The sequence below is a fragment of the Shinella sp. HY16 genome, from assembly GCF_028534175.1.
GTDB lineage: Bacteria > Pseudomonadota > Alphaproteobacteria > Rhizobiales > Rhizobiaceae > Shinella.
In genome coordinates, this window is record NZ_JAHYXL010000001.1 from 3,235,179 (window position 1) to 3,251,873 (window position 16,695).

At 63.9% G+C, this 16,695-nt stretch carries 15 protein-coding genes; 7 read left to right on the plus strand and 8 right to left on the minus strand.

Annotation, left to right across the window (positions count from 1 at the left end):
• Positions 1-195: 195 nt before the first annotated feature.
• The 6 genes from K0P03_RS15975 to K0P03_RS16000 form a co-directional block, all read right to left on the minus strand.
• Positions 196-1,896: a dihydroxyacetone kinase family protein gene (locus tag K0P03_RS15975; RefSeq protein WP_272790069.1), complete on the minus strand. Its 1,701-nt coding sequence runs from the start codon at positions 1,894-1,896 to the stop codon at positions 196-198.
• 66 nt (positions 1,897-1,962) lie between these two features.
• A complete protein-coding gene (locus K0P03_RS15980; RefSeq protein ID WP_443020559.1) occupies positions 1,963-2,817 on the minus strand; it encodes a DeoR/GlpR family DNA-binding transcription regulator in 855 nt (284 codons plus the stop codon).
• Between the two features lie 91 nt (positions 2,818-2,908).
• The gene (locus K0P03_RS15985) at positions 2,909-3,856 is read right to left on the minus strand and encodes a D-ribose ABC transporter substrate-binding protein (RefSeq protein WP_024271312.1); all 948 of its coding nucleotides are present in this window, start codon (positions 3,854-3,856) and stop codon (positions 2,909-2,911) included.
• 117 nt (positions 3,857-3,973) lie between these two features.
• Positions 3,974-5,014 carry an ABC transporter permease gene (locus K0P03_RS15990; RefSeq protein ID WP_272790071.1) on the minus strand — a complete coding sequence of 347 codons (1,041 nt, stop codon included), beginning with the start codon at positions 5,012-5,014 and terminating at the stop codon, positions 3,974-3,976.
• A gap of 98 nt (positions 5,015-5,112) precedes the next feature.
• Positions 5,113-6,654, minus strand: a complete 1,542-nt coding sequence (locus tag K0P03_RS15995; protein ID WP_024271311.1) for a sugar ABC transporter ATP-binding protein — start codon at positions 6,652-6,654, stop codon at positions 5,113-5,115.
• On the minus strand, positions 6,651-7,301 hold the full coding sequence (locus tag K0P03_RS16000; protein ID WP_023517504.1) for a DUF2291 family protein: 651 nt from the start codon (positions 7,299-7,301) through the stop codon (positions 6,651-6,653). The genes K0P03_RS15995 and K0P03_RS16000 overlap by 4 nt, the downstream gene beginning before the upstream one ends.
• A gap of 771 nt (positions 7,302-8,072) precedes the next feature.
• Between K0P03_RS16000 and K0P03_RS16005 the strand changes: the two genes are divergently transcribed.
• From K0P03_RS16005 to derI, 7 genes are all read left to right on the plus strand, one after another.
• The gene (locus tag K0P03_RS16005) at positions 8,073-9,623 is read left to right on the plus strand and encodes an FGGY-family carbohydrate kinase (protein WP_272790072.1); all 1,551 of its coding nucleotides are present in this window, start codon (positions 8,073-8,075) and stop codon (positions 9,621-9,623) included.
• A gap of 15 nt (positions 9,624-9,638) precedes the next feature.
• Positions 9,639-11,150 (plus strand): glycerol-3-phosphate dehydrogenase, encoded by a 1,512-nt coding sequence (locus K0P03_RS16010; protein WP_272790073.1) that lies wholly within the window; start codon positions 9,639-9,641, stop codon positions 11,148-11,150.
• A gap of 8 nt (positions 11,151-11,158) precedes the next feature.
• Positions 11,159-12,094 carry a sugar phosphate isomerase/epimerase family protein gene (locus tag K0P03_RS16015; RefSeq protein ID WP_272790074.1) on the plus strand — a complete coding sequence of 312 codons (936 nt, stop codon included), beginning with the start codon at positions 11,159-11,161 and terminating at the stop codon, positions 12,092-12,094.
• Positions 12,095-12,167: 73 nt separating this feature from the next.
• Entirely contained in the window at positions 12,168-13,112 is a 945-nt protein-coding gene (locus K0P03_RS16020; RefSeq protein ID WP_023516466.1) for a sugar-binding transcriptional regulator, read from the plus strand.
• Between the two features lie 79 nt (positions 13,113-13,191).
• Positions 13,192-13,965 (plus strand): DeoR/GlpR family DNA-binding transcription regulator, encoded by a 774-nt coding sequence (locus tag K0P03_RS16025; RefSeq protein WP_272790075.1) that lies wholly within the window; start codon positions 13,192-13,194, stop codon positions 13,963-13,965.
• Positions 13,962-14,726, plus strand: coding sequence for a triose-phosphate isomerase (locus K0P03_RS16030; protein ID WP_272790076.1), 765 nt, complete (start codon positions 13,962-13,964; stop codon positions 14,724-14,726). Before K0P03_RS16025 ends, K0P03_RS16030 begins: the two co-directional genes overlap by 4 nt.
• Before the next feature lie 14 nt (positions 14,727-14,740).
• A complete protein-coding gene (gene derI / locus K0P03_RS16035) occupies positions 14,741-15,199 on the plus strand; it encodes a D-erythrulose-4-phosphate isomerase (protein ID WP_023516408.1) in 459 nt (152 codons plus the stop codon).
• Positions 15,200-15,252: 53 nt separating this feature from the next.
• On the opposite strand, the gene K0P03_RS16040 is transcribed toward derI, so the two are convergent.
• Together K0P03_RS16040 and K0P03_RS16045 are read right to left on the minus strand one after the other, a co-directional pair.
• Positions 15,253-15,969 carry an aspartate/glutamate racemase family protein gene (locus tag K0P03_RS16040; protein WP_023516407.1) on the minus strand — a complete coding sequence of 239 codons (717 nt, stop codon included), beginning with the start codon at positions 15,967-15,969 and terminating at the stop codon, positions 15,253-15,255.
• A 1-nt stretch (position 15,970) separates the two neighbouring features.
• Positions 15,971-16,693 (minus strand): ABC transporter ATP-binding protein, encoded by a 723-nt coding sequence (locus K0P03_RS16045; RefSeq protein WP_272790077.1) that lies wholly within the window; start codon positions 16,691-16,693, stop codon positions 15,971-15,973.
• Positions 16,694-16,695 lie beyond the last annotated feature (2 nt).

Sequence of the window (16,695 nt, forward strand, 5' to 3'; positions counted from 1 at the left end):
ATCGCACGATGAACATAACATCGTGCCTTGAGGGCGACAGAGAACGACTCCCCACTCCAACCATTTGAAAAACCGTCGGTTCTTGACGAAGCCGGACACGCGAAAAAGCCGAACGTCACACGAGGTTCGACTCAAAATCACGCAGGCGATGGGAGGCAGACCGCTACCGATCCAAAGAAAACCCGTTAAAAGCCGTCAGAGGCGGCCGGCGATCGTCCTTGCGATCAACGCCAGCGACACTGCGCCGGCATCCGGATGGCCGATGCTGCGCGCGGCGAGCGGGCGTGCGCGCCCGAGCCGCGGCGACAGCGGCGCGGTGGCCTCAGCCGCCTCCGCGCAAGTAACGGCGGCCTTCTGCCAGGCCTCTTTCCGCGAAAGGCCATCCGCTTTCGCCGTTTCGAGCGCGGCAACGAAGGGCACGAAGGCATCGACAAGGGTCTTGTCGCCCGGCTTCGCCCCGCCGAGGCGCATCACGTCCTCCAGCGCGAGGCGGGCGCCGCGCACGATATCCGTATCCTGCAAGGCCGCCTCGTCGGAAAAAGCCGAGCTCCAGGAGCGCAGCAGCAGGCCCCAGATGGCGCCGGAGGTTCCGCCGGCCCGATCCGCCCAGGCATCGCCGGCCGCGGCAAGCGCGCTTTTCGCACCGGCACCATCCGCCACGGCCTGATGGAGGGCGTCGCGGGCCGCAGTCGCGCCGCGGCGCATGCCCTGGCCGTGGTCGCCGTCGCCGGCAAAGGCATCGATGCGCCCAAGCTCGGCCTCCGCCTCGGTCAGAGCCGCCACCATGGCATCGAGGACACCGGCGAGGCAGCGCGCACTTTCCCGCGCAGTGCCGGAGGCCGGCCCGAAGACCGGCGTCGCGTCCTCGGCATTTTCCGCAAAGTCGGCCGGCTGTGTCTCGAACCCCGCGCCGCGCCGGAAGACCGGTGTATCGCAGGGCGCAAGCCAGAAGCGCTCCAGCTCCGCGTCGAGCCACATTACCGTCAGCGAACATCCCTGCATGTCGAGGCTGGTGACATACTCGCCGGCCTCCGGTGCGACAAGCTCGACGCCGGCCGCCTGAAGACGGTTCTCGACCTCGCCCCAGAGTACGAACAGCTCCTCATACTTGGTTGCGCCGAGACCGTTGAGCAGCACGGCGGCGCGGCGCCCGCCCGCCGGGCGCTCGGCGAGCACGGTCTCCACCAGCAAGGTTGCAAGATCGCCCGCCGGCACGATTTTCGCATCACGGATACCCGGCTCGCCATGGATGCCGAGGCCGAGCACCATCACGCCCTCGGGCACCGTGAAAAGCGGCTCCGTCGCGCCCGGCAGCGTGCAACCGCCGAAGGCGACGCCAAAGGAGAAGGTGCGGGCATTGGCAAGCCGCGTCACGCGCTCGACCTCGTCGAGGGAAAGCCCCGCCTCTGCCGCCGCGCCCGCCACCTTGAAGACGAGGAAGTCGCCGGCGATGCCGCGCCGTTGCAAGTGACGGTCCGCCGGTGCGCTCGCCACGTCATCCGTCACGGTGACGATGCGCACATCGATGCCCTCAGCCCTCAACCGCTCCGCCGCCACGCCGAAATTCAGGACGTCGCCGGCATAATTGCCGAAGCCGAGGAGAATCCCGCCGCCGTGGCTGGCATTACGGCAGACGCGGGCGACCGCCGCCGTCGAGGGGGAAGCGAAGATCTCGCCCGCCACCGCCGCATCCGCCATGCCAGGCCCGACATAGCCGGCAAAGGCCGGATAGTGTCCCGATCCACCACCGACGATAACGGAGACTTTTCCGCGCGGCACGGCCGTGGCGCGAATGACGCCGCCTTTCACCAGCCGCACATATCGCCCATAGACCCTGGAAAAGCCCGCCAGCGCCGAAGACGCAAACCGTTCCGGATCATCGACAATTTTTGTCATGGGTTTCCTCTCCGCAGGTAATCGGGCCGCGAGGATGCAACATCGACCGGAGAGAAGAAAGAGGTCTCAGGCCACCCGTTCGGCATCCGCCACGATGACGTTGATGCCCGCCGAGCGCATGCGCGACAGATGCGAGATCGGAATGTCCTCGTCGACAACGACGGCATCGAATTCCTGAAGCGTCGCAAAGTGATGCAGCGCGCGCCGCTCGAACTTGGTGTGATCTGCAAGAAGCACCCGCTTGGCGGAGCTTTCGAACATCGCCCGTTTTGTTTCCACCGTCTCTGGCGACTGGTGATAGACCGCATCACCGACGATGGCCGAGAGCGACATGAACACCGTATCGGCCCGCAGGCGGCGGATCTCGTTGGTGGTGATGTGGCCCATGAAGGCGTTGCACCAATTGTAGAACTGGCCGCCGAGACAGATCAGGTTGACGTCGTTGACGTCCTTCAATTCGTTGATGAGCACGAGCGAATTGGTGATGACCGTCAGCGGCACCTTGGCCGGCAGGAAGTTGGTCATCTCGTGCACGGTGGTGGCGTCGTCGAGGAAGATCGCCTGGCCCGGCTCCACGAAGCGCATCGCCGCCCTGGCGATCGCCTTCTTTTCCTTCGCCTGCTTCGTCGCGCGGTAGACGTCGGAGGATTCGATCAGGCTGGTGGGCGCGGCGGAGACGATACCGCGCGTCTTGCGGAAAAGGCCGCGGCTGACGAGCTCATCGACGTCGCGATGCGCCGTCATCAGGCTGATGCCGAAGCGTTCGGTGAGATCCTCGATGCGGATGGAGCCTTCGGCGATGACCGTCTCGGCGATCATCTGGCGGCGCACGAGCTGGCGTGCATGCCGGCTGTCGCTCGGCAGCTCTTCCGAAAGCAAATCCTTGACGTCGACTTTCTTGTTCACCGTAGGCCCTGCCATGCTTCGAGGATAACGTGTCGTATCTCGTTTCGGGCGGCAAGGGAAATGCCAAGCGGAAAGGGGCGCCCGCGACGGGCGCCCCCCGTGTCGATTACTCGCTCAGAACGAAGGGAGCGGTGTACTTGTCGACATTGTCCTTGGTGATCAGCAGGCAATCGAAGAGCTGCTTTTCGGTATCGACACCGGTGGAGCCGGTCTTGATCACATTGTCGGCCTGCTTGACGGCCGCTTCCGAGAAGACGGCGACCGGCTGGAGGACGGTGTACTGCAACTCGCCCGCCTTGATGGCGGCGACGGCATCCGGCGAGCCGTCGAAGCCGCCGACCTTCACCTGTTCCAGCTTGCCGGCTTCCTTGAGGGCCGCGATGGCGCCGAGCGCCATTTCGTCATTGCCGCTGATCACGCCGATGATGTCGGGGTTCGCCTGAAGCAGGGACTGCATCTTGGCGTGGCCCTTGGTGCGATCCCAATCGGCCACTTCCTTGCCGGACTTTTCGAGATCGGGATACTGCGTCAGGACGGTTTCGTAACCGTTCGAACGGGTTGCAGCGTTGTTGTCGGAGGGTGCACCGAAGAGTTCGACATACTTGCCCTTGTCGCCGACCGCTTCGACCCACTGCTGGGCGCCGAGAGCGGCGCCCTGGGCGTTGTTCGAAACGAGCTGCGCCTTGGCGAGGCCTTCCTGGTTGATCTCGGCATTGACGAGGATGACCGGGATGCCGGCGGCAACCGCCTTCTTGACCGCGCCCACCGAGCCATCGGCGTTTGCCGGGTCGAGGATGATGGCGACGGACTTGTTGGTGATGGCCGTGTCGATCAGGTTGCTCTCGGTGTTGGTATCGCCCTTGTGCGCACCGACATTGGCCGTGTAGCCGAGGCCTTCCGCCGTCTTCTTCGCCACTTCGCCTTCCGTGAACCAGTAGGGGTTGGACGGATCGTTGACGATGACGGTGATCAGGCCTTCGGCCCAGGCGGTGCTGAACAGCAGCGGCAGTGCGGCGGTCGCAGCGAAAAGTACACGCATTCCTTTTTTGAACATGGTCTCACTCCCTTGTTGAGTCCGGTTGCGCCGATTTTCGGCAATACTTTCCACTGCCGGGGCTTCGATGGTCCGCCTCCCCCAGCCGCAGTCAGTTCCTGTCAGTCGCCGCTTTCCTCAGCGGCGGCCGTATTTGATGCTGTTCAACAGAACGGCGGTGACGATGACGGCGCCGGTGAAAACCGTCTGCCAGTAGGCCGAGACGCCGATGATCACGAGACCATCCGACAGGAAGCCGATCACGAAAGCGCCGAGCATGGTGCCGATGACCGTGCCGCGACCGCCCGTCAGCGCCGCCCCGCCGATCACGACAGCGGCGATCGCCGTCAGTTCGTAGGTCGTGCCGGCCGTCGGACCTGCGGATGTGAGCTGCGAGGACAGCACCAGGCCGGCAACGGCGGCGCAGACGCCCGACAGCACATAGACGGTGATTTTCACGCGCTTGACCGGCACGCCCGACAGTTCCGCCGCACGCTCGTTGCCGCCGGAGGAATAGAGCCAGCGGCCGAACGCCGTGCGGGCAAGCAGGATGTGGCAGACGACGGCGAAGACGAGGAGCACGATGACGCCGATCGGCACGCCGGCGAGACGGTTGAAGCCGAGCCAGTCGAAGCCGGTATTGCCGAGTTCCGGGCGCCCGCCGAGATTGTTGTAGGTGAGGCCGTTGGTCATCAGAAGCGCAACGCCGCGGGCGACATAGAGCACGCCGAGCGTCGCAACGAAGGCCGGCACCCGCAGATAGGCGATGAGCACGCCGTTGACCGCGCCGACGACGGCGCCGAGCAGGCAGGTCAGCACGACCACGACCCAGACCGAGGGATAGAGGATGATGCCGAGCTGCGGCAGCGTTACGCCCTGCATGAGGAAGCCCGCGACGACGCCGGCAAGCCCCAGCGTCGAGCCGACGGAAAGGTCGATACCGCCATTGAGGATGACGAGCAGCATACCGATGGCGAGCAGGCCGAAAATCGCGACATGCGAGGCCATGATCAGGAAATTGCTGACCGTGAAATAGTTCGGCGACATCAACGAGAAGACGACGATGATGGCAATGAGCGCGAAGAAGGCGCGGCCCTCGAACAGGAGCTCGATAAAGCTCTTCTTGCGCTTGCCGCCGCTCGCCGCCGCCTTCGTCTGGATTGCAGGTGTGACTGACATTGCTTCAGCGCTCCTAGAGCATTTCCAGCCGGAACATCGCCTCGGCGTCGGAGAATGCGGTAAAACAAGTATCTAGAATGAACCCGGCTGGGTTCGTTCTAGTGGGCGTGCACGGCTTCGCCCGAGGCGGCCATGATCTGTTCCTTGGTCACGTCAGGACCGAATTCCGCCGAAATGCGGCCGCGCCGCATGACGATGATGCGGTGGGCGATGCTGAGGCATTCGCCGACCTCCGACGTGGTGTAGACAACGGCAAGGCCCTGCTTCGCACGCTCGGCGAGCAGCTTGAACACCTCGGCCTTTGCGCCGATGTCGATGCCGCGGCTCGGCTCGTCGAGCAGGATCACCTCCGGATCGGTCGCCAGCATCTTGCCGATCACCACCTTCTGCTGGTTGCCGCCGGAGAGCGAGCCGATCGCAGCATCACCGCCATCGGTCTTGATATGCACCTTGCGGATCGCCTCGCCGATAAGGCCGGCCTCGCGCGCGGTCGAGGTGAAGAGGCCGCGCGTGAACGCGCCGAGGCTGGCGAGCGACAGGTTGCGGCCGACCGTCATGGTCTGCACCAGGCCGTCGCGCTGCCGGTCCTCCGGCACGAGCACGAGGCCGTCGCGAATGCAGGCGGCAATCGACTGGCCGGTGACGTCCCGGCCCTTCAGCTTGACCTTGCCGGCCGTCGCCTTCAGGCGGCCGGCAACGGTTTCGAGCAGCTCGGTGCGTCCCGCACCCATCAGGCCGTAGATGCAGACGATCTCCCCCGCACGCACGGCAAGCGACATGCCGTCAACGACGGAATAGCCCGCGCCGCCCGGATCCGGCACGGTCAGCCCCTCGATGGAGAGCGCGACGTCGCCCTTGTCGTAGCCTGACGGCGGCGAGCCGAGGTCGAAATTGTCGCCGACCATATGCCGCACGATCCATTCGAGATCGATGTCCTTGCGCTCGGCATAGGCGGTCATCGCCCCGTCGCGCAGCACCACCGCATGGTTGGTGATCTGCAGCGCCTCTTCGAGATGGTGCGAGATGTAGACGATCGAGACGCCGCGGTTCATCAGGTCGCGGATGACCTTGAACAGGACGTCGACTTCCGAGGCCGAGAGCGCCGAGGTCGGCTCGTCCATGATCAGGATGCGTGAATTGACCGAAAGTGCGCGTGCGATCTCGACGATCTGCTGCTGGCCGAGACGCAGGTCCTCGACCGGGGTCAGAGGATCGATATCCTCTTCGAGTTCTTCCATCAGGAGCCGCGTCTGGCGCTCTTCTTCGGCGAAGTCGACACCCGTCGCCGTCATGATTTCGCGACCCATGAAGATGTTGTCGCGAACGTTCATGTTCGGCGCGAGGCTGAGCTCCTGATGGATGATGGAGATACCGCGGTCACGTGCTTGGGAGGATGACGCGAAAACGATAGGTTCTCCATCGAGAATGATTTCACCCGATGTGGGCTGCACCACGCCGGAGAGGATTTTCATCAGCGTCGACTTGCCGGCGCCGTTTTCGCCGAACAGCGTCGTCACCTGGCCGCGATGGATGTCGAAGTTGACGCCCTTGAGGGCATGCACACTACCGTAGGATTTCGCCACGTTGCGCGCGGCAAGCACGACTTCACCCTTCCGGCCGGTTTCCGCAAGCGCGCTCATTGGACGTCGAGCCTCACCGGGGTGACGATCCAGCTCTTCGGGTTGACGAGCTTGATGACGCCGATCACCGAGACCGTCTTGCCGCTGAGCGCCGCCGGATCGATGCCCGACAGCACGACCTTCTTGACCTCGTTGTTGATGGCCGAACCGGCATCCTGGTATTCGATCTGGTTCTTGAACTGGCCGAATTCGATCTGGCCGGTGGCATCGCGCAGATCCGTGCCGTTGAGCGCCGGGCCGGTCTGCACACGCACGGTCAGCTCGGCGGGCAGCCCCTCGACCGCGACGACGTTGTAATTCGCCTTGCGCTCGCCGACGACGCCGGTGAATTTCACCGGAATGACCGGACCGACGGAGGTGGCGACGCCGTATTTCTCACCCGCCGCCTTCTTGTCCGCGGCGACCGCCTGCGACAGCTCGACGGCGCCGACAGCCCGCGTCTCGACGCTCTGCTTGATCAGCGGGAACTGTTCCGCGCCATACGCTTCCGGCGAAAACTTCTGGACCTGCACGTCGGCCTCCGAGCCGATGCGCACGATCGTCGTGTCGAAGACCATGGCGCCGAGCAGCACGACGGCGGCGGCGACACCGATCCAGCGATAGCTTTTCGCAGGCTGGGGCGATTTTGCGAGCGCAGCGTCAGTCATGTCGGTTGGCCTTGCAGTTGAACGAGGGATTTTCCGGGCGGACACGTCGATAGGGCGACGGCAAAAGGGACAAGCCCAAAGCGTTGCGGCCGCAGGTCGAATTCTTTCGAACAGAACATGTCACGATGTCCTCCCCATGAACGGCGCCGGCCCGGCCTCCTCACCTGCCTTGCGCTGCAGTGCACACAATTTCGCACTTGCGATATATGCGTGTTATATGTCGCAGTATATATGTTAAATTAACACAGGCTGTCAATCGGCGTTTTTTAACAACATCGTGTACAGCCCTGGTCCTGAGCGATAGTTCGGCGGCAAAGGAATGGGCATCGACGCGTCCTTCTCACCCACACGATCGCAGATCACCGTCACCGCCAGTGCATATCGGAAAATAAACTAAAATATTGATATTAAACGAGAAAAATGGAACTTATCGAATAGCAAGGAAGCTCGATCGACAGCCTTCGGGCAACAAAAGCACGCTACGCGACGGCGCCGCCCCATAAAAAGCGAGCCGCAACGAATTCCCCGATAGCTACCCATCATAACTGAAAAAAAATTCGTTGTTCGAAAAATTTTACGAGACACATGATAACTTTGTGTTATGTTCCTGTGTGAAATTCGGGCGGCCCGTGGTAGGTTCTTGAGGCAAGTCGAAAGAATTCGATTTGGGAACCCACACACATTTCCAGAGAGACTGTCGGGAGGATCGAATGCTCTCAATCGGATCAGGCGAGACGACGCGGGCAACCGCGGGCGCTGCGGGCCTTTCCCATGGCTGACGCGGCGGATCTGATCATCGGCGTCGATGCCGGCACATCCGTCATGAAGGCCGTCGCCTTCACACTCTCCGGACGCCAGATCGCCAGCGCCTCCGTGCGCAACACCTACACGACCGCCGATGACGGCGCCGTGACCCAATCACTCGACCAGACCTGGCTCGACTGCACCCGCGCGCTGCGCGGCCTTGCGGAGAAGGTCGAAAACCTTGCAGACCGCACCGCCGCCATCGCCGTGACCGGCCAGGGTGACGGCACCTGGCTCGTCGGCGCCGGAAACCGCCCGGCCGGCGACGCCTGGTTGTGGCTCGACGCCCGCGCCGCGCCGACCGTCGAGCGCCTTGCCGCCTCTGATGCCGACCATGCGCGTTTTGCGGCGACCGGCACCGGCCTCAACACCTGCCAGCAGGGCGCGCAACTCGCCCATATGGACCGGTATTTTCCGGACCTGCTGGCCGGCGCCGAAACGGCAATGCACTGCAAGGACTGGCTCTACCTGAACTTGACCGGTGTGCGCGCCACCGACCCGTCGGAAGTGAGCTTCACCTTCGGCAATTTCCGCACCCGCGCCTATGACAGCGACGTGCTCGCCGCCCTCGGCCTTACCCATCGCCGCAACCTGCTGCCGGAGGTAATCGAGGGCACGGAAACCGTTCATCCGTTGACGGCGGAAGCTGCCGCGGCAGCCGGCCTGAAACCTGGAACGCCCGTCTGCCTCGGTTATGTCGACATGTGCATGACGGCGCTTGGCGCGGGCGTGCGCAGCGAGGGCCGCAACGCCGCCTGCTCCGCCATCGGCTCCACGGGTGTGCACCTGCTCGCAAAACCGGTTTCCGAGGTCGTGCTGAATGCCGAGCACACCGGCTATGTCATCGCCCTGCCGATCCCCGGCGTCGTCACCCAGGTCCAGACCAACATGGGCGCGACGATCAACCTCGACTGGCTGCTCCAGCTTGGTGCCGATCTCCTGGGCGAATTCGGCGTCACCGCCAGCCTCAACGAGATGATCGGCCGCGTCGACCAATGGTTCGCGGCAAGCAAACCCGGCAATATCCTTTACCATCCCTATATTTCCGAGGCGGGCGAGCGTGGCCCCTTCGTCAACGCCCGTGCCCGCGCGAATTTCACCGGGCTTTCCAGCCGCCACCGCTATCCCGACCTCGTACGCGCCGTCGTCGAGGGCCTCGGCATGGCGACACGCGATTGTTACGCCGCCATGGGCACGCTTCCCTCGGAGCTTCGCGTTTCCGGTGGCGCCGCCCGGTCGGCCTCGCTGCGCGGCACGCTCGGCGCAGCGCTGGGCGCGCCGGTGCGCGTCTCGACGCGCGAGGAGGCGGGCGCCGCGGGCGCATCGATGATGGCGGCCGTTGCCATCGGCGCGTATCGCACGATGGACGACTGCATCGCCGATTGGGTGACGCCTGAGCTCGGCGCGGCCGAGCCCCCGAAGCCTGAAGACACCGAACGCATGACGCGCCTCTTCGCCGCCTATTCGGACGTGCGTCGAGGCATCGCGCCCGCCTGGGACATTCTGGCGGCGCGCTGAAGCAAGGAGATTGAGATGAACGAGCCTGAGCTTATTGACCTCTTCGTGATCGGCGGCGGTATCAACGGCGCGGGCATTGCGCGCGATGCGGCCGGCCGAGGCTTGAAGGTCGTGCTCTGCGAAAAGGACGACCTGGCGGAAGGCACCTCTTCCCGCTCGGGAAAGCTGGTACACGGTGGCCTGCGCTATCTCGAATATTACGAGTTCCGCCTGGTGCGCGAGGCGCTGATCGAGCGTGAGGTGCTGCTCAACGCCGCGCCGCATATCATCTGGCCGATGCGCTTCGTGCTGCCGCACAGCCCGCAGGATCGCCCCGCCTGGCTCGTCCGCCTCGGCCTCTTCCTCTATGATCATCTCGGCGGCCGCAAGAAACTGCCGGGAACACGCACGCTCGACCTCGCACGCGATCCCGAGGGCACGCCGATCCTCGACCAGTACACCCGCGGCTTCGAATATTCCGACTGCTGGGTGGACGACGCCCGCCTCGTCACGCTCAACGCCATCGGCGCCGCGGAAAAGGGAGCGGTTGTCTTGACCCGCTCGCCCGCCGTCTCGGCCCGCCGCGAAAATGGCGCCTGGATCGTCACGACGAAGAACGACCTGACCGGCGAAAGCCGCAGCTTCCGCGCCAGATGCCTCGTGAATTGTGCCGGTCCCTGGGTTTCAGACGTCATCAACCGCGTTGCTGGCTCCAACTCGACGCGCAACGTGCGCCTCGTCAAGGGCAGCCACATCATCGTGCCCAAATTCTGGGCGGGATCGAATGCCTATCTCGTGCAGAACCACGACAAGCGCGTCATTTTCATCAACCCCTACGAGGGCGACAAGGCGCTGATCGGCACCACCGACATCGCCTACGAAGGCCGCGCAGAGGATGTCTCTACCGACGAGGGCGAGATCGACTACCTGCTGAAGGCCGTGAACCGCTACTTCAAGGAGAAGCTGCGCCGGCAGGATGTGCTGCATTCCTTCTCCGGCGTGCGCCCGCTGTTCGACGACGGCAAAGGCAACCCGTCTGCCGTCACGCGCGATTATGTCTTCGACCTCGACGAGACCGGCGGCGCACCGCTGCTCAATGTCTTCGGCGGCAAGATCACCACCTTCCGCGAGCTTGCCGAACGCGGCATGCAGCGGCTCAAGCATGTTTTCCCGAACATGGGAGGCGACTGGACCGAAAAGGCGCCTCTTCCCGGCGGCGACATGCCGAACGCCGACTACGAAACCTTCGCCAACAGCCTGCGCGACACCTATCCCTGGATGCCGCGCAAGCTGGTGCACCACTACGGCCGCCTCTATGGCACGCGCACGAAAGCCGTCGTCGCCGGCGCGAGCGGCCTCGACGGTCTCGGCCGGCATTTCGGCGGGCAATTTTATGAGGCAGAGGCGCGCTATCTCGTCGCCAGCGAATGGGCGGAGACGCCGGAGGACATCCTCTACCGCCGCACGAAACACTACCTGCACCTAACGGAAGCCGAGCGCGCGGCCTTCGCCGACTGGTTCAACGCCGCCCGTCTCGCCGCGGCCTGAGGATTGTTATGCCGCTGACGCTCTCGCTCAACACCAATCCGCTGGTCAACCGTTTTGCCGATCCCGACGACCTGGTCGACACTGTCGCGCGCGATCTCAAGCTGCGCGATCTGCAGTTGACCCATGAATTCATCAATCCAAGCTGGAACGCCGCGACCATCCGCCGGCTGACGCGGCAGATGGACCGGGCACTGGAACGAACCGGCGTGCGCGTCACCTCGGGCATGACCGGCCCCTATGGCCGCCTCAATCATTTCGGCCATCCGGATGCGGATGTGCGCCGCTACTATGTCGACTGGTTCAAGACCTTCGCCGATATCATCGGCGATCTCGGAGGAACCTCCGTCGGCACCCAGTTCGCCATCTTCACCTACAAGGATTACGACGATCCAGTCCGCCGCGAGGACCTGATCCGGATCGCCATCGACTGTTGGGCTGATGTGGCCGAGCACGCCAAGGGCGCCGGCCTTTCCTACGTCTTCTGGGAGCCGATGAGCATCGGCCGCGAATTCGGCGAGACGATCGACGCCTGCCTGTCGCTGCAGGACCGGCTGACCGCCGCGAACATGGCGATCCCCATGTGGATGATGGCCGACATCGACCACGGCGACGTCACCTCGGAAAACCCCGACGACTTCAATCCCTACGCCTGGGCACGCGCGGTACCGAAAGTGTCGCCGATCATCCACATCAAGCAGAGCCTGATGGACAAGGGTGGTCACAGGCCCTTCACCGCCGAATTCAACGCCCGGGGACGCATCCAGCCGGAGCCCCTGCTGCAAGCCTTCGCCGAGGGCGGAGCAGTCGATAACGAAATCTGCCTCGAACTCTCCTTCAAGGAGCGCGAGCCGAACGATCGCGAGGTCATTGCGCAGATCGCCGAAAGCATCGCCTTCTGGGCCCCGCACATCGATACCGGTGCGTCGGACCTCAAGCTGGGCTGACCATTTTGTAAGTGCTTGCTAAGACTGGGCCTGAAGACCGCTTCCGGTTGCAAGGCACGACAGGACATCGCTGATGACCGACAATGAAGATTCCCTCGCCGTCCGCGCCGCCTGGCTGCACTATGTCGGCGGCTTCACCCAGTCCGCCGTCGCCAAACGGCTGGGCATCCCCTCGGTCAAGGCGCACCGGCTGATCGCGCGCGCGGTCGCCGAGGGCGTGGTGAAGGTCAGCATCGACGGCGACATCGCCGAATGCGCCAATCTGGAGATGGAGCTTTCGACCCGCTACGGGCTCGATTACTGCGAAGTATCGCCCGATATCGACGACGATCCACTGGCGCTGACGACGCTCGGCCATGCCGGCGCGAATTTCCTGCGCCGCGAGATCGAACGAGGCGAAGCCGCCGTCATCGGCCTTGGCCATGGCCGCACGCTCTCCGCCGCCGTCCGTCACCTGCCGCGGATCGGCGCGAGCGGCACCCGCTTCGTCTCGCTGCTCGGCGGCCTCACCCGCAACTACGCCGCCAATCCCTATGACGTGATGCATCGCCTCGCGGAAAAAACCGGCACGCAGGCCTATGTGATGCCCGTGCCCTTCTTCGCCAACACGGAAGAGGACCGCGAGGTGCTGCTCTCCCAGCGCGGCGTCAGCGAGGTGTTCGACCTCGCTCGCAGCGCCGATCTGAAAATCGTCGGCATCGGAACGGTCGACAACCAGGCCCATCTCGTCAAATCCGGCATGTTGCAGCCGGATGAGCTGGAGGAGATCGCGGCGCTCGGCGGCGTCGGCGAACTTTTAGGCCATTTCTTCGACGCCAAGGGCCGCATCCTTGAGACAGCCGTGACAGCGCGCACGCTGGCCGCTTCCTTCTCCGAGGCGGGCGGCGACCGGATCGTCGCCATCGCCGGCGGTCCTGTCAAAACCGAGGCCATCCGCGCCGTGCTCTACAGCCACAAGCTGTATGGGCTCATCACGGACGAGCGGACGGCCCGGCAGCTCCTGCAAAACTCAACATGAGAAAAATCTCAAAATCACATTTTTAATGTTATAATCCGGAAGAAGCGATGTTATAAGCCGCCATGCGACGGAGGACGCCTTGAAACGGGAAGAGCGCAGGCAGGAAATCATCAATCTGCTGGTCGAAAGTCGGGCCGTCGAACTCGACGACATCGCGGCGCGCTTCGGCGTCTCCAAGATGACCATCCACCGCGACCTCGACGATCTCGAGAAGGCCGGCGTGCTTCGAAAAGTGCGCGGCGGCGCAACGATCGACGCGGGCACCCAGTTCGAAAGCGATTTCCGGTTCCGTGAATTGCAGGAGGCCGACGTCAAGCGGGAACTCGCCGAAACAGCCGCCGAACTGGTCGAGCCCGGCATGACCGTCATGATCAACGACGGCTCCATGGCCTCCGTGCTCGGCGACGTGTTGTGCGAGAAGAAGCCGATCACCCTCATCACCAACAACGCCGCTATCCTGGAGCGTGCCAAGGGCCTGTCCGGCGTGACGTTGATCGGTCTCGGCGGCGTCTATTCCGCAAAATTCAACGCCTATTCCGGCATCGTGACAGAGGAGGCACTATCGCGCCTCAGGGCCGACATCGCCTTCATCTCCGCGCCGGCGGCGTCGGGGCGCCTTGCCTATCACATGGACGAGGCGGTGGTGCGCACCAAGCGGGCGATGATGGCGGCGAGCCGCCAGAAATGCCTGATGATCAACAGCCGCCGCTTCGGCCATACGGCGCTGCATGTGCTCGCCGATCTTTCCGAATTCGACACGGTCGTTTCAGACAAACCCCTGCCACACGACACAGCCGCGGAACTCATCGGCGGAAAAACGACGGTCAGGATCACACAGGAGAAAACGCCATGAACCGGAAATTCTGGGTCGGCACGAGTTGGAAGATGAACAAGACGCTGGCCGAGGCAAAGCTCTTTGCCGAAGGCCTCAAGGCGGCTGACGGCAACCGCGATGCCCGCATCCAGCGCTTCGTCATCCCGCCCTTCACTGCCGTGCGCGAGGTCAAATCACTGCTTGCCGACACCTCCGTGAAGGTCGGCGCACAGAACATGCACTGGGCGAACGACGGCGCCTGGACCGGCGAAATCTCGCCCGTCATGCTGAGGGACTGCAATCTCGACCTCGTCGAACTCGGCCATTCCGAGCGCCGCGAGCATTTCGGCGAGACCGACGAGACGGTCGGCCTCAAGACCGAGGCGGCGGTGCGCCATGGCCTCGTGCCGCTGATCTGCATCGGCGAAACACTCGCCGATCGCGAGGGCGGCCATGCGACCGAAGTGCTCGCCCAACAGGTGCGCGGCGCGCTCTCGCGGCTCGACGCTACGCAGAAGCAGACAACAATCCTGCTCGCCTACGAGCCCGTCTGGGCGATCGGCGAAAAGGGCATCCCGGCCACCGCCGACTACGCCAATGCACGCCACGCCGAGATCGCCGAAGTTGCGGAAAACATGCTCGGTCGGCGCATTCCCTGCCTCTATGGCGGTTCGGTCAATCCGCAGAACTGCGAGGAACTGATCGCCTGCCCCGATATCGACGGGCTCTTCATCGGCCGCTCAGCCTGGAAGGTTGAAGGCTATCTCGACATTCTGGCGCGCTGCGCCGCCACGATCTGAAAAGGAGATCTCCCATGAAACTCGCCATTGCCGGTGACAGCGCGGGCGAAGGCCTCGCAAAGGTTCTCGCCGATCATCTGAAGGACCGCCATGAGGTGCATGAAGTCTCGCGCACCGATGCCGGCCCGGACGCCTTCTACGCCAATCTTTCCGACAGGGTCGGCTCCGCCGTCATCGCCGGCGAATACGATCGCGCGATCCTTGTTTGCGGCACCGGCATCGGCGTGTGCATCTCGGCAAACAAGGTGCCGGGCATCCGCGCCGCGCTGACGCACGACACCTATTCGGCCGAACGCGCCGCGCTGTCCAACAACGCGCAGATCATCACGATGGGCGCGCGCGTCATCGGCTCGGAACTGGCAAAGGCCATCGCCGACGCCTTCCTCGCCCAGACCTTTGACGAAAACGGCCGCTCGGCCGGTAACGTTCAGGCGATCAACGACGTCGACGCCAAATACAACGCGGGCAAATAAACCCGGTCGCGAAAGCGGAATGCGATCTCCAGCATTCCGCTTTTCGTAAGAGCTTACGAACCGAATGCCGTCGCGAGCTTGCTGGCCGGCGGCGGGGCATAGCCGCCAAGGCGCGAGGTGCGCATGTTTAGGGCGCCCATGGCCTCGGCGAGTTTCACGGCACAGGTCACGCCATCGAGCACGGGCAGGCCGTGTTCCTGTGCGAGATCATTGGCAAGGCCGGCCATGCCGGCGCAGCCGAGCACGATCGCCTCCGCCCGGTCCTCGGCGACGGCGATCCCGATCTCCGCGCTGATCTTCTGACGCGCATTGGAACCGGGCTGCTCCAGTTCCAGCACTGCAACTTCCGAGGAGCGCACCCGCGCGCAACGCGCCGCAAGGCCGTAACGCGCAAGATTGTGCTCCAGCGCCGGCACGGAACGGGCCAGCGTCGTGACGACGGAGAACTTGTTCGAGATCATCGAGGCAAAATGATAGGCCGCCTCGCCGATGCCGATGACGGGCTTGTCTGTCAGGCAACGCGCAGCATCGAGCCCCGTGTCGTCGAAACAGGCGATGACGACAGCGTCGCAATCCGGATTGTCCTTGATGACGCCGAGCAGACCGGCGAGGCTCATCGCCTCGTCGAAATAGCCTTCGATGGAAACCGGACCATTCGCCGGATTGACCGCGACGATCTCGGTCCCGGCAGAGGCGGCGCCAAGCGCCGCCTTGCCGATATGGTCCGTCATCGATGCTGTCGTGTTGGGGTTGATGACGAGGATCTTCATTTTAGAGTTCGCCTCCGAGGTAGGCAGCCTTGATGCGGTCGTCGTTCATCAGATCCTTGGAATTGCCTGACAGCGCGATCGACCCGGTGGAAAGCGCGTAAGCGCGGTTGGAGATGGACAGCGCCATGCGGCTGTTCTGCTCGACGAGGAGGATCGAAACCTTCTCGTCGCGGCTGATGGCGACGATGGCGCGGGCGATGTCCTGCACCAGTTTCGGCGCGATGCCGAGCGACGGTTCGTCGAGGAGCAACAGTTTCGGACGGGCCATCAGCGCGCGGCCGATCACCATCATCTGCTGCTCGCCGCCCGACATGGTGTTGGCCTGCTGGTGGTAGCGTTCGCGCAGGCGCGGGAAACGCGTCAGCACGTTTTCCAGCGTCTGCTCGATCTCCGCCTTGTCGGTGCGGGTGAACGCCCCCATCAGGAGGTTGTCCTTTACCGACATCAGCGGAAAGGCGCGGCGTCCCTCGGGCACCATGGAGATGCCCTTGCGCACCACATCGGCAGCGGAAGTGCCGTCGAGGCGCTGGCCCTGGTAGAAGATCTGGCCGGACTTGACGGGACGCAGGCCCGTGATCGCCCGGAGGATCGAGGACTTGCCCGCCCCGTTCGCGCCGATCAGCGCGACGGTTTCGCCTTCGTCCACATCGATGGAAACGCCCTTCAGCGCATAGATGTGGTCGTAGTAGAGTTGGATATTCTCAACGCTCAATATCTTCGTCATGG